The sequence below is a fragment of the Mesorhizobium intechi genome (assembly GCF_002879535.1).
GTDB lineage: Bacteria > Pseudomonadota > Alphaproteobacteria > Rhizobiales > Rhizobiaceae > Mesorhizobium > Mesorhizobium intechi.
Window position 1 is genome coordinate 1 of the sequence record NZ_PNOT02000372.1, and the last position, 17,281, is coordinate 17,281.

A 17,281-nucleotide genomic window follows, 5' to 3' on the forward strand; every position below is an offset into this window, starting at 1 on the left:
GTGCCGACCGGGTTATCGAGGGAGCAATCATCCGCTTCCGACACGATCTGCCGATGACAGCGGCCGGCAAGCCGCAGAAGTTCCTGATGCGTCAAGCAATGGTGGAAGAGCCGGGTTGGGGGCGCAGAAGATGGCGTAGCCGAGGGAGCGCCAAGGGGGCGGCAGTCTTGATTGCCTCAGATCGCGGATTTGAGGTGATCGATGAAGGCGCGCAGCTTCGGCAGGATCTGGCGCTTGCCGGGGTGATAGAGGAAGACGCCCGGCGTCGTCGCCGCGATGGCGTCCAGTACAGGTTCGAGTTTTCCCTGTTCTATCGTGCCCTCGGCGACCGGTCGTGGAATCTGCGCCAGCCCAATCCCTCGCATCGCTGCCCCGAGCAATGTCGGATAGTCGTGGGCTATCAGCGGACCTGAGACCATCGCCTCGATCGTTTCGTTGCCGTCGGCGAACGTCCACGGCGCCATGGCGCCGTTGGAACGGCGCAGGCGCAGGCAGGCGTGGTGGCGCAAATCATCGATACGCTCAGGGCGGCCATGGCGATCGAGATAGTCGGGACTGCCGACGACCACGAACCGGAAGGACGGGGTCAGCCGCACCGCCACCATGTCGGTGGCAATGAACTGGCCGAGGCGGATGCCGGCATCGAACCCGCCTGTCGCCAGATCGACCATTTCGTCGCTCGCGGCGATCTCCAGTTCGACTTCGGGATAAGCCTGGCAGAACGACGCGATTACCGGCTCCAGGATCAACGGCACGACGGCGCGCGGCACCGACAGGCGCAGCAGGCCGGTCGGTCGCTGGCCGATGTCACGCGCGGCCTCGCTTGCGGCGACGATCTCATCGAAGCCAGGGCCGGCACGGTCGAGAAAGCGCTGACCGGCCTCGGTCAGGCCGACACTGCGTGTCGTGCGGACAAACAGCGCCGCGCCGATGCGGGCTTCCAGCGCGCGCACCGCCTGGCTCACGGCCGACGGCGTCACGCCGAGATCAGCCGCGGCGCGGCGGAAGTTGCGGTGTCTGGCGACAGCCAGGAACACCTCGACGCCCTCCAGTGCCCCGTACCGGATTGTGTAGCTCTGCTTCATGGGTTGTTGTGATTACAGCGGATAGTCGAACGATGGAAGGGGGTTTAGGTAAGAGCTTGAGACAGGAGCATCTTGCCATGACTGATGAACTTGATGGGGTGCGCGACCACTATCGCGCGACGGGCCTGACTGAGCGGTTGAAGGCGGTACTGGCTGCCCTCGGCCCGGAGGATCAGCTTCTCACGCCACAGCAACTGGGCACCCTCGACCAGTTTCACACCCGTGGGCTTGCGGCCACCGCCGAGCTTGCTCAATTGGCTGGCATCACCGCTGGCATGTCGGTTCTGGATGTCGGCTCGGGCGTCGGCGGGCCGGCGCGCTTCCTGGCCGCGACTTATGGTTGCCGGGTTATCGGCGTGGACCTCAGCGAGCCATTCGTGGATGCCGCGCGCTATCTGACCGAGCGCACCGGGCAGGGCGGGCAAGCGTCGTTCCAGACCGCCAACGCCCTGGAGCTTCCGTTCGATGACCGACGCTTCGACATCGTTCTGCTGCAGCATGTGGCGATGAACATCTCCGACCGGGGGCGACTCTATCGCGAGATTCGGCGCGTGCTGAAATCAGGGGGCAGGTTTGCCACCTTCGACGTGGTGTTAAGCGCTGGTCAGCCGCACTATCCGCTTCCCTGGGCGCGAACACCGGCGACGAGCTTCCTCCTGTCAATCGACGCGACGCGTGAGGCGATCGAACCGGCCGGCCTCCGTGTGCTGGCATGGAAAGACGACACTGAGGCCGCCAAGGCCTGGTTCGCGCAGATGCGGGCGTCGGGTCCGCCGCCTTCGCCAAATCTGGGCGTGGTGATGGGGCCGGACTTCGCCGAGCTTGCAGCCAATCTGGGACGAAATCTCATGGAAGACCGGCTCGGCATCCTGACCGCGGTGTTCGAGGCGGCGGCGCCAAACAGCTGACGGAGACCACAATGTCGACGGAAATCCTTTTCCAGATCCAGCTCGTTCTCGGCTATGTCGCATGGCTGCTGTGTTTCGGCGCCTACATCTGGCCCAGGCTGAGCTCGATGAACGGGGCCGCAACGCAACGCGCCATTGCCACCCTGCACAGTTTCCGCTTCTTCGGGCTCGTCTTCATCCTTCCGGGCGTCGTCAGCCCCGACCTGCCCGCCAGCTTCGCCACCTTTGCCGCCTATGGCGACTTCGCTACCGGGGTGTTGGCCATGTTGGCACTGTTTACCGTGAGGATACGCCCGCTTTTCTGGCTATTCGTTGTCGCGTTCAATGTCGTCGGGACCATCGACCTCATCGTCGATTATTATCAGGCGATCCAGGCCGATCTTCCTGCCCATGCGGGATTGCTGGGTGCGACCTATGCGATCCCGGTCATCTACGTGCCGCTGCTGATGATCACGCACGTCGCCGCGTTCTATTTTCTGGTGCGTCCCGACCAGAACGCGACTCGCGCAATGGCAGGTGATGCGGCTGCTTCCTAGATCCGCGAAGGTCCGTTGAACGCACCGCGGTCCGCTATCGCTGGCACGCCATCTACCGCCGTCCGCTCCGGATATCCGACGGCCGCGGCGCCGAGCCTGGCTCCTGCACCAGCGGTCCGAGCAGGACCTCTCCGAACAGCGGCTGGTAGCTCCTGCGCACCGCCGGATCCTCCTTGAAGGACAGCGCGTACTGGCCGATCTGGTGGAAGTAGGTGATGCGCGCCCGGACCAGGCTTTCGTCCTCGGGATAGCCCATGGCGCGGAAGGAGCGGATCAACAGCGCGATGCGCAGATCGTCCATGTCCTTGACCTCCTGCGCCAGCTTCTTCGAGGTTCGCGACCAGTCGCGGACCGCCAGGTCAAGCAGCGGGCTGAACGGTGCCTCATCGACCCAGACATGCACGATGTCGGTGAAGAATTGCAGGCCGTCTATGTCGTGCATGTCGCGCATCGCCCAGAACGGCGCGCAATTGGTGTTTCGCCATTCCTGCAACAGGCCATCGCGAAGATCGGCCAGGCTGGCGAAGTGGAAGTAGAAACTGCCACGCGTCACCTTGAACTGGTGCGCCAGGCGGTCGATCTTGACCTCGCCGATGCCGCGCTTCTCCAGCACCTTGCGCGCGGCCGTGATCCAGGCATCGCGGCTGAGCGTCTGCCGCGCCGCCTTCGCGGGCGGGGCGGCTTTGGACGGTCTCTTGCCTCTGGCCGAGGCGCTTTCGGCTTTCATCTGATCAAGACCTTCATCGCCATGCGCGACGCCTGCAAACCGTTCGTCGGCTTCGATGCGCTTCGCGACTCATCAAGTGTCCATCTATCGCGGAAGGCGCAACTCAGGGCAATGCACTGATCCGCTCCAGCATCAACTCGAAGAACGGCGCCGGATCGATGCGTCGCAGGACATTGCAGTTCTTGCGCCGGCCGGTCACATGCCACCAGTCGACGACGGTCATGCCGATCGTCTCCGGCGAGACGATGTCGACCGTCACCGCGCACTGGCGCTGCTCATAGATCTGTGGCGCCAGCAGATAGCCGGTGACGCAAGCATCATGGATGGGACGCGCCGGCGTTTCGAACTTGTGCGTGCCGTACTGGCGGTAGAAGTCGGCCAGATTGGCGGCCTCGATCGCCGCCCGGCTGCCGGTTGCCCGAAGTCGGTCGAGCCATTCCGGCGTCATCAGCGCGGTGTAGGTGCAGTCTATGCCGGCCATCGTCACAGGCACGCCGCTGTCGAACACTTTGTGCGCGGCATGCGGGTCGACGAAGATGTTGAATTCCGCGGCCGGCGTGGCGTTGCCGCCCTGGAAGAAGCCGCCGCCCATCAGCACGACTTCGCGCAACCGCGGCACGATCCTCGGCTCCATGGTCATGGCCATTGCCAGATTGGTCATCGGCCCGAGCGTGCAGACGGTCAACTCGCCCTCCGGCGCGTCCATGATGGTGCGCACGAGATAATTCACCGCGTGTTCGCTTTGCAGCGGCGTCACCGGTTCGGGAAGGTCGGCGCCGTCGAGGCCGGTTTCGCCGTGGACATATTCGGCGGTGATCAGCTTGCGCACCATCGGCGCCGGGCATCCGGCATGCACCGGCACATCGGGACGCCCGGCAAGTTCCACCACCCTCAACGCGTTCTTCGACGTCAGGGCAAGCGGCACGTTGCCGCCGACCGTGGTGATGCCGACCACGTCGAGCTCGGCCGGCGACCCCAGCGCGAAGAGGATGGCGAAGGCGTCGTCCTGGCCCGGATCGGTGTCGATGATGATCTTGCGTGGTGCCATGTTTCAGCGCTCTTCCTTTTGCGATCGAAAGCCTATTGATGAGGCCGTTCGGATGTGTAGAAATACAGTACTGTATCTTATGTTCAAGACAGGGTGTTCGAAAATGGATGCACAAGAGCGCGGCGATTTTTCCGAAATTCCGATCCTCGACGTTTCGGCGCTCTATGGCGACGATGAGGGCGCCATCCGGGCAACGGCGGCGACGCTGCGTCGCTATCTCGAGACGATCGGCTTCCTCTATGTCACCGGGCACCCCATTCCGCGCGCCGATGTCGAAGCCGTGCGCGAAGCGAGCAAGCGCTTCTTTGCCTTGCCCGAGGAGGAAAAGGCGAAGCTGAAGATCGACAAGAATTTCCGCGGCTATCTGCCCTTTGCCGGCTCGACCATCGTGACCTCGTCGGTGGCAACCGTCAGCAAGCCCAACCAGAGCGAATCGATCTTCTTCATGCATGAGGTCGGCGCCGACGATCCAAGGGCCTTGGCCGAAAAACCGCTTCAAGGCCCCAACCAATGGCCGGACGAAACAGCGCTTGCCGGTTTCAGGGAGACGATAGAGCGTTATGTCGAGGAAATGGGAACGCTCGCGCGCAAGATGGTTCGCGCCATCGCGCTCTCGCTCGGACTGCCCTCCGACAGCCTCGACCGCTATTTCGAGCAGCCGACGACCTTCCTGCGGCTGCTGCACTATCCGACCCAGCCCCAGGAAGAAGGCCTGTTCGGCTCGGCGCCGCACACCGACTACGGCTTCATCACCTTGCTAGCGCAGGACAATGTCGGCGGCCTCGAGGTCAAGAACAAGGCCGGCGACTGGGTCCCGGCGCCGCCCGTCCCCGATTCCTTCGTGATGAATGTCGGCGACATACTGGCGCGCTGGTCGAACGACCAGTTCGTCTCGACGCCGCACCGGGTCATCAATCGGTCGGGGCGCGAGCGCTATTCGCAGCCCTTCTTCTTCGATCCGTCAATGGACGAGACGATCGAGGCGCTGTCGGTCTGCGTGCCGGCCGGTAAGCAGCCGAAATACGAGCCGGTGCTCTACGGCGACTATCTGATGGAGCGCATCGACAAGAACTACCACTATCGCAAGAAGAAGGCGGCGGAAGCCGCCGGCGCATAGGTCAAACAAGCAAAAGAAAGGGGAACAGCAATGAATGCATATCTGCGAATGGCCGGCCTTGCGCTGGCGATATCCACCATGGCCTGGGGCGCGGCTTCCCAAGCCGCCGAGGTTGCGAAATCCACCGACGTCAAGCAGAGCGGAACGCTCGCCGTCGCCAACACGCTGGACTATGCGCCGTTCGAATATCTCGATGCCGATGGCAAGCAGACCGGCATCATCATCGAGCTCGCCGGCGCTGTGGCCAAGCTCGTCGACGCCAAGCTCGATGTACAGCGCACGCCCTTTCCCTCGATGATCCCAGGCCTTGCGGCCGGCCGCTTCAAGATCGCCTGGGAGACGTTCTCGGCGACGCCCGAGCGGCTGAAGCAGGTCGATTTCGTCATGTTCCTCAAGGCCGGGCTCGCGGTGTCGACATCGCCCGACAAGAAGGCGAGCTTCAGCGGCGACACGCCGCTCTGCGGCAAGCGCATCGGGGTGTCGGCCGGCAGCGCCTCGGACTTCCTTGTCGACAAGCTGAGCGAGGAGTGTACCGACAAGGGCCAGGCCGCCATCGAGAAGTCGGTCTTCAACTCCTCGACCGATATCGTCCAGGCCGTGCTGTCGGATCGTGTCGACGCCCGCATGGACGATGCGACCGCTTCGAGCTATTTCGAGGTGACGAGCAAGGGCCAGCTGGTGGTGCTGCCGACGCTTTACGACGTCGCGCCGCTCGGCATGGCGATCGCCAAGGACGACAAGGAGACCGCCGACATGATGGTGGGCGCGCTCGCCGAACTGTTCAAGAACGGCACCTACAAGGCTATCCTCGACAGATACGGCATGGGCGCTTACGCGATCAAGGAACCCTATTTCGTCGGCACCATGGACGCGCTTCGCGCCGAATAGGAATTACCCGGCGCCTGATCCTGGGTCAGGCGCCGGCCAGCAACCAGGAGACCATTGATGGGCGTGGCCCACCCGACCGATATCGGCGTCGAGCCCGGCATTGCCGCCGCCGTGTCACGACTGACCGTCGTGCCGCAGCGCCGCTATGGCATCTGGATCGGCACGGCGTTCGCCTTGCTGCTGGCCTTCCTGATCATCCGCGCTTTCGCCAGCAACCCAGCCTTCGCCTGGGGCACGGCCGCCGGCTACCTGTTCCATCCCTCGATCATGCGCGGCCTTGGCAACACTCTGGTGCTCACCGTCATCATCATGGCGCTGGCTATCGTGGTCGGCACCGTCATCGCCATCATGCGGGTGTCGCCAAGTCCGGTGCTGCGCGCCTTCGCGGGCGTCTATGTCTGGTTCTTCCGGGGGGTCCCGGCGCTGATCCAGCTGATCTTCTGGTTCAACCTGTCGCTGCTGGTGCGCGAAATCTCGCTTACTCTACCTTTCCTGGGCACGCTGTTTTCGGTGCGCACCAACGATTTCATGACCCCGTTCTTTTCCGCGGTCGTCGCCCTTTCGCTGTGCGAGGCCGGCTATATGGCCGAGATCATCCGCGCCGGCATCAAATCGGTGCCGTCTGGCCAGGCGGAAGCGGCGAGCGCGCTCGGCATGCCCTACCGCATGATCCTGAAGCGCATCACCCTGCCGCAAGCCATGCGCTTCGTGCTGCCGCCGACCGGCAACGAGGCGATCAACCTCCTGAAGATGACGTCGCTGGTGACCTTCATTGCGGTCGATGACCTGTTCTACACCGCGCAAAGCATCTATGCCCGCACCTTCGAGACCATCCCGCTCTTGATCGTGGTCGCCTTCTGGTACCTCGCCGTGGTCAGCATCCTGTCGGTTGGACAGCATTTCCTGGAGCGCCATTTTGGCCGCAGCGACACGCGCCGTGAACCTCTGACGAAGCGCGCCTTGCGCAACGTGATCAGCCTGCGCGGCGCTGCCCGATGAGCGATGTGAGGTCCGATAATCGCGCTCGCTTCGGCGTGCCGGCCGATTCCATGGTGTTCGCGCGCGGCGTGCGCAAAACCTATGGCTCGCTCGAGGTTCTCAAGGGTGTCAACTTCGACGTGCCCGAGGGCTCGGTGGCCTGCATCATCGGCCCGTCGGGATCCGGCAAGAGCACGTTCCTGCGCTGCATCAACCATCTGGAAAAACTCAGCGGCGGCATCCTGTTGGTGGACAGCCAGTTCGTCGGCTACGACCTCCAGGGCGACCGGCTCTACGAGGTCAAGGACGATCTGCTTTGCCGGCGCCGGGCCGAGATCGGCATGCTGTTCCAGTCGTTCAATCTGTTCTCGCACATGACGGTGATGGAGAACCTGATCGAGGCGCCGACGCAGGTACGGCGCATCCCGGTCGACCAGGCCAAGGCCGAGGCGGAAATCCTGCTAAGGCGCGTCGGCCTTGCCGACAAGGTCGACCGCTATCCGCGCGAACTGTCCGGCGGCCAGCAGCAGCGCGTGGCGATCGCGCGCGCCATGGCGATGAAGCCGAAGGTGCTGCTGTTCGACGAGCCGACATCGGCGCTCGACCCGGAATTGGTCGGCGAGGTGCTGCAGGTGATGCGCGATCTGGCCGAGAGCGGCATGACGATGGTCGTCGTCACTCACGAGATCGGCTTTGCCCGCGAGATCGGCGATCAGCTCGTCTTCATGGATGGCGGTGTGATCGTCGAACGCGGCGCGCCGCGCGAGATGATCGCCAACCCGAAATCGCCGCGGACCCGCGAGTTTCTGTCCCGCGTTCTCTGAAGTCCGGTTAATCATTTCTCATGCGGCCAACACCGCCGTGCCGAGGCCGCGGATGATCTTGGCGAGCTCGACGCATTCGCCATGCCTTGCATTGTTTCGCCGCCAGGCGAGACAGATCACGCGCTGCGGCATCGGTTCCTGGAACGGCACGATCTTGAGGTCGGGGATGGTGCCGGCTGGGCCGGTCGCCATTTCGGGGATCAGCGTGACGCCGAGCCCGTGCGCCACCATCTGCAACAGCGTGGTCAGGCTGGTGGCGCCGTAGCTGGCCATCGCCACCGGCCGCACATTGCCGCAGACCGCCAGCGCCTGTTCGCGCAGGCAATGGCCCTCTTCCAGCAGCATCAGCCTTTCCAGCGCCGGGCTTTCGGGTGGAACCGGCGGCGAGGCGAAGGCCGGGTCGCCCGCCGGGACGGCAAGGAAGAACCGGTCCGAAAATAGCGCCTCGGTGATCAGGCCCGGATGATCGAGTGGAAGCGCCGCGATGAAGGCGTCGAGCTTGCGCGACGCGATGTCATTGACCAGCGTGGCGGTGACCGCCTCGCGCAGCTCGAGCAGCAGGGCCGGAAAATGCTGTTTCAGTTCGGCCAAAGCGCGCGGCAGGAGATAGGGCGCAACGGTCGGGATGATGCCCAGGCGGAAGCGTCCCTCCATGGCCGTGCGGCCGCGCCTTGCCGTCGTTTCGACGTCGCGTATGTCGGCCAGGATGCGTTCGATGCGCGGCAAAAGCGCGATCGCGTCGTCGGTCATGCGCACCGACTTGCCGCCGCGTTCGAACAGCCGGCAGTTCAGCCTCTGTTCCATCTCCGCGATCTGCGAGGACAGCGCCGGTTGACTGACACCGGCCAGTTTTGCCGCGCGTCCGAAATGCAGCGTCTGCGCCAGCGCGTCGAAATAATGCATCTGGCGAACTGTCAATCCGATCATAAGAAATTCCTATCGAAATGAACAGGAAAGGCAATTTGTTTTTATCGCCAATGCGGCCTAGTCTGGAATCATTCCAAGATCGTGCGGCCGACGAGCCGTTCCCAAAATCCTGGCAAAGATCAAAATTCGGCAAAAATCGGAGACTGAAGATGGACGCGAACACCGATGACAAAAGCGCGGGCAAATGCCCGGTCGCGCACGGAGCCGTTGGCAGGACCAACCATGACTGGTGGCCGAACCAGCTGAACGTTCAGATCCTGCACCAGCAGTCATCCCTGTCCGACCCGATGGGTGAGGCGTTCGACTATGCCGAGGAATTCAAAAGCCTCGACCTCGACGCCGTCATCAAGGATCTGCATGCACTGATGATGGATTCGCAGGAGTGGTGGCCGGCCGATTTCGGCCACTATGGGCCGCTGTTCATCCGAATGGCGTGGCACAGTGCCGGCACCTACCGCATCGCCGACGGCCGTGGCGGCGCCGGGGCCGGGCAGCAGCGTTTCGCGCCGCTCAACAGCTGGCCCGACAACGTCAACCTCGACAAGGCCCGCCGGCTCTTGTGGCCGATCAAGCAGAAATATGGCCGCAAGATCTCCTGGGCCGATCTGCTGATCCTCACCGGCAACGTCGCGCTGGAATCGATGGGCTTCAAGACATTCGGTTTCGCCGGTGGCCGCGCCGACGTCTGGGAGCCCGAGCAGGACGTCTATTGGGGCCCGGAAGGCAAATGGCTGGCCGATGAACGCTACAGCGGCGACCGTGACCTGCAGAACCCGCTCGGCGCCGTGCAGATGGGCCTGATCTACGTCAACCCGGAAGGGCCGAACGGCAATCCGGATCCGCTGGCCGCGGCGCGCGACATCAGGGACACCTTTGCGCGCATGGCGATGAACGACGAGGAAACCGTGGCCCTCATCGCCGGTGGCCATACGTTCGGCAAGACCCATGGTGCGGGCGATGCGAGCCTGGTGGGTGTCGAGCCGGAAGGTGCTGATATCGAGCAGCAGGGCCTTGGTTGGGCGAGCAAATTCGGCACCGGCAAGGGCGGCGACGCCATCGGCAGTGGTCTGGAAGTCATCTGGACGACGACGCCGACCAAATGGAGCAACAACTTCTTCGACAATCTGTTCGGCTTCGACTGGGAGCTGACCAAAAGCCCGGCGGGCGCGCAGCAGTGGACGCCGAAAGGCGGTGCCGGCGCCGGCACGGTGCCGGACGCACACAATTCGGCCAAGCGCCACGCACCCTCCATGCTGACCACCGACCTCGCGCTGCGTTTCGATCCCTCCTACGCAACGATCTCGAAGCGCTTCCACGAGAACCCGGATCAGTTCGCCGACGCCTTCGCCCGCGCCTGGTACAAGCTCACCCACCGCGACATGGGCCCGGTCGCCCGTTATCTCGGCCCGTTGGTGCCGCAGGAAGAACTGCCCTGGCAGGACATCATCCCGGCGGTCGATCATGTGCTGATCGACGAGCAGGACGCCGAAGCGCTCAAGGCCAAGATCCTGGCTTCGGGCCTGTCGGTGTCGCAGCTGGTCTCGACGGCGTGGGCGTCGGCCTCGACCTTCCGTGGTTCCGACAAGCGCGGCGGCGCCAATGGCGCGCGCATCCGCCTCAGCCCGCAGAAGGACTGGGCCGTCAACCAGCCAGTCGAACTCGCCAAGGTGCTCGACAAGCTCGAGACGATCGCCAAGGACTTCAACGCCGCACAGACCGGCAGCAAGAAAGTCTCGCTTGCCGACTTGATCGTTCTCGGCGGCAACGCGGCAATCGAGAAGGCCGCGAAGGCCGCCGGCCACAGCGTCGACGTTCCCTTCTGGCCCGGCCGCATGGACGCCTCGCAGGAGCAGACCGACATCCACTCCTTCGCCCCGCTGGAGCCGACTGTCGACGGCTTCCGCAACTATGTCAGCGGCAAGCAGCGGCTGACCGTCGAGGAAGCGCTGGTCGACCGGGCGCAGCTGCTGACGCTGACCGCGCCGGAAATGACGGTCCTCGTCGGCGGCCTGCGTGTTCTCGGCGCCAATGCCGGGCAGTCGAAGCACGGCGTGTTCACCAAACAGCCGGAAACGCTGAGCAACGACTTCTTCGTCAACCTGCTCGACATGGGCACGGAGTGGAAGGCGACATCGGACGCCAAGGACGTGTTCGAAGGCCGCGACCGCAAGACCGGTGAAGTCAAGTGGACCGGCACCCGTGCCGACCTGATCTTCGGCTCGCACTCGCAACTGCGCGCGCTCGCCGAAGTCTATGCGACGGCGGACGCCAAGGCGAAGTTCGCGAAGGACTTCGTCGTCGCCTGGACCAAGGTGATAAACGCCGACCGCTTCGACATCGCCGGCTGATCCAGACAAAGCTCAATAAAAAGGCGCGGGCCGTGGCCCGCGCCTTTTGCATTCAGGCTTTCGGGATCAATCCTTCTCGAAGATGCGTGCCTTGGCGACGACACCGGCGATGGCGCCGCCGATCAGCGGCGCGACGATGAACAGCCAGAGTTGGCTGAGCGCTGCACCGCCGGTGAACAGCGCCGGGCCGATGGAGCGGGCCGGATTGACCGAGGTGCCGGTGACGGGGATCATGGCGAAGTGAATGCCCGCCAGCGTCAGGCCGATCACCAGACCAGCAAACGCCGTCGAGTGCTTTTCAGCGGTCACGCCGAGGATCACCGTGACGAAGGTGAAGGTGCCGATCAACTCCCACAGGAACGCCGAACTCATGCCCCATTTCGTCTCGTCCCAGCCATTGGCGCCGAAGCCGCCTGTGTGGCCGCCGGCCTGGCCCGAGACGATGATCCACAGTGCCAGCGAAGCCAGGATGGCGCCGATGATCTGCGCGATCCAGTAGGGAATGACGTCCTTGGCCGGCAGCCGGCCGGCGAGGAAGACGCCGAGCGTCACCGCCGGATTGAGATGTGCACCCGAAATCGGGCCGATCGCATAGGCCGCGGCGATGAGGCCGATGCCGAATGCCAGACCGATGCCTTCCTGACCGAGCGGCAGCGCGCCGCCGAAGCCGCCCGTCACCACCGACGCCGTGCCGATGAACACCAACAGAAATGTGCCTAGAACTTCCGCCAGATAAGTTTTCATTGCCCTCTCCTCGTAGCGATCCGCCGGTTCGTGTTTTCCGCGCCGCGAATCATGGTGTGAAGAGTATTCCCAACGGAAAAACTTGGAAAGCAGAGCGGTTGCGCCGCAGGTCGTGCTTGCAGTCGCCAGTTGCGAACATTAGAGACCTTGCATCTATTGATCGATCTGTTGTTGCCGGCCCGCGATAACTATCGATCGGGCGGATTTCAGGTGGCCCCTTCGTCGCGTGGCGGAGCGGGGTTCAATCCGAACGCGAAAGGCTCTAAGAGCAGGCGATAAATCACGTGTTCGATTTGATGGAATGATCAATGCGACTGGGCGGACGGCTGGCTGCGGCCATCGAAGTGCTGGAGGACATTGGCCGGCGTCACCGGCCGGTGGCCGATGCGCTGAAGGATTGGGGCCTGTCACACCGCTTCGCCGGTGGCGGTGATCGCGCGGCGATCGGCAACATCGTCTACGACGCGCTGCGCCACAAACGTTCCGCCGGATGGCTGCTCGGCGAAGACACGCCCCGCGCCGTCGGCTTCGGCGCGTTGCTGCTCGAATGGGGCCAGACGGCGCTGTCGCTCAACGACGCGCTCGACGGTGACAAGTTCGCGCCGCCGCTGCTCAGCGCCGCCGAGCTGCAGACGATCGCCGGTCACCGGCTTGCCGACGCGCCGCCCGCGGTGCGTGCCGACATACCAGATTGGTGTGAACCGCTTTTCGAACGGGCTTTTGGCGAGGCATGGGTCGGGGAGGGCGCGGCGCTGGCGACCCGCCCGCCGCTCGACATACGGGTAAACACGCTGCAGGCCGATCGCGCCAGGGTGCTCAGGGAACTGGCCAATACGGGAGCGCGGCCCACGCGGATCGCGCCGCTCGGCATCCGCATTCCGCCCATCGACGGCGACGGCAGGCATCCGAACGTGCAGGTCGAGCCCGCCTTCCAGAAAGGCTGGTTCGAGGTCCAGGACGAGGGCTCGCAAATAGCGGCGACACTTGCCGGCGCCGAGGCCGGCATGCAGGTGCTCGACTTCTGTGCCGGCGCCGGCGGCAAGACATTGGCGCTGTCGGCCGCGATGGGCAATACAGGCCAGATCTTTGCCCATGATGCCGAAAAGGCACGCCTTGCGCCAATCTTCGATCGCATCCGCCGCTCGGAGAACCGCAACGTGCAGGTCGTCACCAAACCCGCCGAACTCGCTCCGCTCTCCAATCACATGGACATCGTGCTGGTCGACGCGCCCTGCACCGGCAGCGGCACATGGCGGCGGCGTCCCGATGCCAAATGGCGGCTGACGCAAAGACAGCTCGATGCCCGCAAGGGCGAGCAGTCGGCGATCCTCGATGCGGCACATGCCTATGTCAAACCCGGCGGCCTGCTGGTCTACATCACCTGTTCGGTATTCTCCCAGGAGAATGGCGAGCAGATCGCGGCATTTCGCAAGCGAAACAAAGATTTTGTTCCGGTCGATCACCGCGCGCTCTGGGAAAGCCGTTTTCCCGGCCACGAGGCCGCCGCGCGGATTGGCGCTGGCGGGGATATTTCCCTGTCGCCAGCATTGAGCGGCACTGACGGATTTTACTTCTGCGCCATGCGAAGGGCGAATTGACGCTGCCGTTGACAGGGGGCTGCGGCGCTCCAGTTGCAGATGCGCGGTATCGTGCCGTCATTGCGGGGTAGAATTCTTGCAAAGATATCTGTCGCTTCTGCCGTTCTTGGTCCTGGTGCTGGGCGGTGGCCTGCTGATCGGTTACGCAACGCTTCCGGGTGCCTGGTATGCATCGTTGGTCAAGCCGTCCTTCAATCCACCCAACTGGATTTTCGGCCCTGTCTGGTCGCTGCTTTACGTCTTGATCGCGGTGGCTGGCTGGCGGACGTGGCTGCGTGATCCGACCGGAGCGGCCATGAAGATCTGGGGCGTCCAGCTCATCCTGAATTTCCTGTGGTCACCAACCTTCTTCGGCGCCAAGATGATAGGATTGGCCTTGCTTGTCATCGGCTTTCTCCTTGCCAGCAGCTTGATGTTCATCGTCAGCGCCTGGAACCGCGACAGGCTGTCCGGGTGGCTATTCGTGCCCTACGCGGCTTGGGTGGCGTTCGCCACTCTGCTCAACGCCTCGCTTCTGTGGTTGAACTAGGCGCTCCGAGTTCGTTTTGCTGCAGTGCAGCAAAAGCATTTGCCTGGCGCGCATGCCTCTGCGATAAGCTTTCCCGGCAAAACTGAAGGCAATTGCGATGGCAGCAAAGATCGTACCGGCTCCCGACTATGAGGATCGCGTCAGGGCGTCCTTCGCCCGCCAGCAAGCAATGGCGACGATCGGCGCCGAGCTGACACTGGTGACGCCCGGCATTATCGAGATCGAGATGCCTTATTCGGCGGCGCTCACCCAGCAGCACGGCTTCCTGCACGCCGGCGTCATCTCGACGGCGCTGGACTCGGCCTGCGGCTACGCGGCCTTTTCCCTGATGCCTGAGAATTCCGGCGTGCTGACCATCGAATTCAAGGTCAACCTTCTGGCCCCGGGCAGGGGCGAACGTTTCCTGTTCCGCGGCTCGGTAACCAAGCCCGGCCGCACCATCATCGTCGCCGACGGCCAGGCCTACGCCTTCGCCGTCGATGGCGAGGCCAAGCTGATCGCCACCATGACCGGCACGATGATGACGGTGGTGGGTCGCGACGGGATTGCAGGCTGATGGCCAACGTTACGAGAATTGGCGGCAAGGACGTCCTCTTCGTCATGGCGGCGCTGCCCGAATATGGCCCGCATCTGCAAAAACTGTTCACGCCGCTGATGACGGGCGTCGGCCCGGTCGAGGCCGCCGTCCGGCTGGGCGCGGAACTGTCCTGGCTGAAGTCGCAGAAGGCGTTGCCGGACCTTGTCGTCTCGCTCGGCTCGGCCGGCAGCCGGACGCTGGAACAGACGGAAGTCTATCAGGCGGTCTCCGTCAGCTATCGCGATATCGACGCCTCGCCCTTGGGTTTCGAGAAAGGCGCAACGCCGTTCCTTGACCTGCCGGTCACCGTGCCGCTGGCGTTTCGTATTCCTGAAATCAAGCAAGCCACCCTGTCGACCGGCGGCGCCATCATCACCGGCGCTGCGTATGATGCAATCGCGGCCGAAATGGTCGACATGGAGACCTTCGCCTGCCTGCGCGCCTGCCAGCTCTTCGATCTACCCCTGATCGGCCTGCGCGGCATCTCCGACGGGGCGGCCGATCTCAGGCACGTCGGCGACTGGACCGAATATCTGCATGTCATCGACGAAAAGCTGGCCGCCGCCGTGATGCGGCTCGAACAGGCGATCGGCTCGGGTCTGCTGCGGACCGCTCCATCCAACGACCAGGCCAGACCCGTCTGAAAGTCAGGCTACGCAACCCATTGCGTCGACTCATTTCTTTCTCTAAACGCTCGCCATGAAAACAGCCAATCATCCCGACACCGTCCTGATTGTCGATTTCGGCAGCCAGTTTACGCAGCTCATCGCCCGCCGCATCCGTGAGGCCGGCGTTTTTTCCGAGATCGTGCCGTTCCAATCGGCCGAAGCCGCGTTCAAGCGCATCAATCCCAAAGCCGTCATCCTGTCGGGCGGCCCGGCTTCGACATCGGATATCGGCAGCCCGCGCGCGCCGCAGATCGTCTTCGATGCCGGGGTGCCGGTGCTTGGCATCTGCTACGGCCAGATGGCCATGTGCGTGCAGATGGGCGGTGTCGCCGAAAGCTCCAACCATCGCGAGTTCGGACGCGCTTTCGTCGAGATCGAGAAGGACAGCCCGCTGTTCGAGGGGCTGTGGGCGACCGGGCAGCGCCACCAGGTGTGGATGAGCCATGGCGACCGCGTCATCGCCTTGCCGCCGGGTTTTCAGGTTTTGGGCAAGTCGGAAAGCTCGCCTTTCGCCATTTTCGGCAATGTCGAGCGCAAGATGTACGGCATCATGTTCCACCCCGAGGTGGTGCACACGCCCGATGGCGCCAGGCTGCTCAGGAACTTCGTCCACAACATCGCCGGCATCGAGGGCGATTGGACGATGCGCGCCTACCGCGAACACGCGGTCGAGGCGATCCGCAAGCAGGTCGGCAAGGGCAAGGTCATCTGTGCGCTGTCGGGCGGTGTGGATTCCTCCGTCGCGGCGCTGCTGATCCACGAGGCGGTCGGAGACCAGCTCACTTGCATCCTCGTCGACCATGGCCTGATGCGCAAGGATGAGGCGGCCGGCGTGGTGGCGATGTTCCGCCAGCATTACAATCTGCCGCTGATCCTGGTCGATGCCTCGGAAAAATTCATCTCGGCGCTGGAAGGCGAGGTTGACCCGGAGAAGAAGCGCAAGACCATCGGCCGGCTGTTCATCGAGGTGTTCGAGGAAGAGGCCAAGAAGCTCGGCGGCGCCGACTTCCTGGCACAGGGCACACTCTATCCCGACGTCATCGAGAGCGTCTCCTTCACCGGCGGCCCGTCGGTCACCATCAAGTCGCACCACAATGTCGGCGGCCTGCCCGAGCGCATGAACATGCAACTGGTCGAGCCGCTGCGCGAACTGTTCAAGGACGAGGTGAGGGCGCTGGGCAAGGAGCTCGGCCTGCCCGAAACCTTCATTGGACGCCACCCCTTCCCCGGTCCCGGCCTTGCCATCCGCTGCCCGGGCGGCATCACCCGCGAGAAACTGGAAATCCTGCGCGAGGCCGACGCCATCTATCTCGACGAGATCCGCAAGGCTGGGCTCTACGACGCCATCTGGCAGGCCTTCGCCGTGCTCTTGCCGGTGCAAACCGTCGGTGTGATGGGCGACGGCCGCACCTACGAGTTCGTCTGCGCGCTGCGCGCTGTCACCTCGGTGGACGGTATGACGGCGGATTTCTACCACTACGACATGGCCTTCCTGGGCGCCGCCGCCACGCGCATCATCAACGAGGTCCGCGGCATCAACCGCGTTGTCTACGACGTGACGTCGAAGCCGCCTGGTACGATTGAGTGGGAATGATTCAGGCCTACACAAACGCCGCCGAAAATACGTCAGACTACGACACAAGGCATTGAAAATAAAAATAAATTCTCTCCAAGTCATTCGGTGACTATCGGCACGCAGAGTTTGGCTCTGACGGCCCGAATGACGGGCCTCCGGCATATTGCCCAAGCGAATTTTTCAAAGTACCGTCACGGCCAATC

General features: G+C 63.6%; 17 protein-coding genes. 12 read left to right on the plus strand and 5 right to left on the minus strand.

The window, feature by feature from the left end:
- Positions 1-176: 176 nt before the first annotated feature.
- A complete protein-coding gene (locus C1D09_RS31500) occupies positions 177-1,085 on the minus strand; it encodes a LysR family transcriptional regulator (protein WP_143977846.1) in 909 nt (302 codons plus the stop codon).
- 77 nt (positions 1,086-1,162) lie between these two features.
- Here C1D09_RS31500 and C1D09_RS31505 point away from each other — a divergent pair, with 77 nt between their 5' ends.
- Positions 1,163-1,993 carry a class I SAM-dependent methyltransferase gene (locus tag C1D09_RS31505; RefSeq protein WP_143977847.1) on the plus strand — a complete coding sequence of 277 codons (831 nt, stop codon included), beginning with the start codon at positions 1,163-1,165 and terminating at the stop codon, positions 1,991-1,993.
- A gap of 11 nt (positions 1,994-2,004) precedes the next feature.
- Positions 2,005-2,529 (plus strand): hypothetical protein, encoded by a 525-nt coding sequence (locus C1D09_RS31510; RefSeq protein ID WP_143977848.1) that lies wholly within the window; start codon positions 2,005-2,007, stop codon positions 2,527-2,529.
- Positions 2,530-2,581: 52 nt separating this feature from the next.
- Here the strand turns inward: C1D09_RS31510 and C1D09_RS31515 are convergent, their stop codons facing one another.
- The gene (locus tag C1D09_RS31515) at positions 2,582-3,256 is read right to left on the minus strand and encodes a TetR/AcrR family transcriptional regulator (protein WP_143977849.1); all 675 of its coding nucleotides are present in this window, start codon (positions 3,254-3,256) and stop codon (positions 2,582-2,584) included.
- A gap of 103 nt (positions 3,257-3,359) precedes the next feature.
- Positions 3,360-4,304 carry a nucleoside hydrolase gene (locus C1D09_RS31520; RefSeq protein ID WP_143977850.1) on the minus strand — a complete coding sequence of 315 codons (945 nt, stop codon included), beginning with the start codon at positions 4,302-4,304 and terminating at the stop codon, positions 3,360-3,362.
- A 103-nt stretch (positions 4,305-4,407) separates the two neighbouring features.
- On the opposite strand from C1D09_RS31520, the gene C1D09_RS31525 reads away from it, so the two are divergent.
- The 4 genes from C1D09_RS31525 to C1D09_RS31540 are packed head-to-tail and all read left to right on the plus strand — an operon-like array spanning position 4,408 to position 8,111.
- A complete protein-coding gene (locus C1D09_RS31525; protein ID WP_143977851.1) occupies positions 4,408-5,421 on the plus strand; it encodes an isopenicillin N synthase family dioxygenase in 1,014 nt (337 codons plus the stop codon).
- A gap of 30 nt (positions 5,422-5,451) precedes the next feature.
- Positions 5,452-6,309, plus strand: coding sequence for an ABC transporter substrate-binding protein (locus C1D09_RS31530; protein WP_143977852.1), 858 nt, complete (start codon positions 5,452-5,454; stop codon positions 6,307-6,309).
- A 57-nt stretch (positions 6,310-6,366) separates the two neighbouring features.
- Positions 6,367-7,308 carry an amino acid ABC transporter permease gene (locus tag C1D09_RS31535; protein WP_143977853.1) on the plus strand — a complete coding sequence of 314 codons (942 nt, stop codon included), beginning with the start codon at positions 6,367-6,369 and terminating at the stop codon, positions 7,306-7,308.
- Positions 7,305-8,111, plus strand: a complete 807-nt coding sequence (locus tag C1D09_RS31540) for an amino acid ABC transporter ATP-binding protein (RefSeq protein WP_143977854.1) — start codon at positions 7,305-7,307, stop codon at positions 8,109-8,111. Before C1D09_RS31535 ends, C1D09_RS31540 begins: the two co-directional genes overlap by 4 nt.
- Before the next feature lie 18 nt (positions 8,112-8,129).
- Here the strand turns inward: C1D09_RS31540 and C1D09_RS31545 are convergent, their stop codons facing one another.
- Entirely contained in the window at positions 8,130-9,038 is a 909-nt protein-coding gene (locus C1D09_RS31545; RefSeq protein ID WP_143977855.1) for a hydrogen peroxide-inducible genes activator, read from the minus strand.
- A gap of 149 nt (positions 9,039-9,187) precedes the next feature.
- On the opposite strand from C1D09_RS31545, the gene katG reads away from it, so the two are divergent.
- Complete coding sequence (gene katG, locus C1D09_RS31550; protein WP_143977856.1) at positions 9,188-11,386, plus strand: catalase/peroxidase HPI; 2,199 nt, start codon at positions 9,188-9,190, stop codon at positions 11,384-11,386.
- 66 nt (positions 11,387-11,452) lie between these two features.
- On the opposite strand, the gene C1D09_RS31555 is transcribed toward katG, so the two are convergent.
- Positions 11,453-12,130, minus strand: a complete 678-nt coding sequence (locus C1D09_RS31555) for an MIP family channel protein (RefSeq protein ID WP_010914441.1) — start codon at positions 12,128-12,130, stop codon at positions 11,453-11,455.
- A gap of 308 nt (positions 12,131-12,438) precedes the next feature.
- Here C1D09_RS31555 and C1D09_RS31560 point away from each other — a divergent pair, with 308 nt between their 5' ends.
- The 5 genes from C1D09_RS31560 (at position 12,439) to guaA (ending at position 17,096) form a co-directional block, all read left to right on the plus strand.
- Complete coding sequence (locus C1D09_RS31560) at positions 12,439-13,728, plus strand: RsmB/NOP family class I SAM-dependent RNA methyltransferase (protein ID WP_143977857.1); 1,290 nt, start codon at positions 12,439-12,441, stop codon at positions 13,726-13,728.
- A gap of 76 nt (positions 13,729-13,804) precedes the next feature.
- A complete protein-coding gene (locus C1D09_RS31565) occupies positions 13,805-14,257 on the plus strand; it encodes a TspO/MBR family protein (RefSeq protein WP_143977858.1) in 453 nt (150 codons plus the stop codon).
- Positions 14,258-14,354: 97 nt separating this feature from the next.
- Positions 14,355-14,813 (plus strand): PaaI family thioesterase, encoded by a 459-nt coding sequence (locus C1D09_RS31570; RefSeq protein ID WP_013893903.1) that lies wholly within the window; start codon positions 14,355-14,357, stop codon positions 14,811-14,813.
- Complete coding sequence (locus tag C1D09_RS31575) at positions 14,813-15,478, plus strand: 5'-methylthioadenosine/S-adenosylhomocysteine nucleosidase (protein WP_143977859.1); 666 nt, start codon at positions 14,813-14,815, stop codon at positions 15,476-15,478. The genes C1D09_RS31570 and C1D09_RS31575 overlap by 1 nt, the downstream gene beginning before the upstream one ends.
- 55 nt (positions 15,479-15,533) lie before the next feature.
- Positions 15,534-17,096, plus strand: coding sequence for a glutamine-hydrolyzing GMP synthase (gene guaA / locus C1D09_RS31580; RefSeq protein ID WP_143977860.1), 1,563 nt, complete (start codon positions 15,534-15,536; stop codon positions 17,094-17,096).
- The last annotated feature ends 185 nt before the right edge of the window (positions 17,097-17,281 follow it).

Coding starts and splice junctions, on each gene's coding strand:
- C1D09_RS31500 (WP_143977846.1), bottom strand. CDS start 1,085: ATGAAGCAGAGCTACACAATCCGGTACGGGGCACTGGAGGGCGTCGAG.
- C1D09_RS31505 (WP_143977847.1), top strand. CDS start 1,163: ATGACTGATGAACTTGATGGGGTGCGCGACCACTATCGCGCGACGGGC.
- C1D09_RS31510 (WP_143977848.1), top strand. CDS start 2,005: ATGTCGACGGAAATCCTTTTCCAGATCCAGCTCGTTCTCGGCTATGTC.
- C1D09_RS31515 (WP_143977849.1), bottom strand. CDS start 3,256: ATGAAAGCCGAAAGCGCCTCGGCCAGAGGCAAGAGACCGTCCAAAGCC.
- C1D09_RS31520 (WP_143977850.1), bottom strand. CDS start 4,304: ATGGCACCACGCAAGATCATCATCGACACCGATCCGGGCCAGGACGAC.
- C1D09_RS31525 (WP_143977851.1), top strand. CDS start 4,408: ATGGATGCACAAGAGCGCGGCGATTTTTCCGAAATTCCGATCCTCGAC.
- C1D09_RS31530 (WP_143977852.1), top strand. CDS start 5,452: ATGAATGCATATCTGCGAATGGCCGGCCTTGCGCTGGCGATATCCACC.
- C1D09_RS31535 (WP_143977853.1), top strand. CDS start 6,367: ATGGGCGTGGCCCACCCGACCGATATCGGCGTCGAGCCCGGCATTGCC.
- C1D09_RS31540 (WP_143977854.1), top strand. CDS start 7,305: ATGAGCGATGTGAGGTCCGATAATCGCGCTCGCTTCGGCGTGCCGGCC.
- C1D09_RS31545 (WP_143977855.1), bottom strand. CDS start 9,038: ATGATCGGATTGACAGTTCGCCAGATGCATTATTTCGACGCGCTGGCG.
- katG (WP_143977856.1), top strand. CDS start 9,188: ATGGACGCGAACACCGATGACAAAAGCGCGGGCAAATGCCCGGTCGCG.
- C1D09_RS31555 (WP_010914441.1), bottom strand. CDS start 12,130: ATGAAAACTTATCTGGCGGAAGTTCTAGGCACATTTCTGTTGGTGTTC.
- C1D09_RS31560 (WP_143977857.1), top strand. CDS start 12,439: ATGCGACTGGGCGGACGGCTGGCTGCGGCCATCGAAGTGCTGGAGGAC.
- C1D09_RS31570 (WP_013893903.1), top strand. CDS start 14,355: ATGGCAGCAAAGATCGTACCGGCTCCCGACTATGAGGATCGCGTCAGG.
- C1D09_RS31575 (WP_143977859.1), top strand. CDS start 14,813: ATGGCCAACGTTACGAGAATTGGCGGCAAGGACGTCCTCTTCGTCATG.
- guaA (WP_143977860.1), top strand. CDS start 15,534: ATGAAAACAGCCAATCATCCCGACACCGTCCTGATTGTCGATTTCGGC.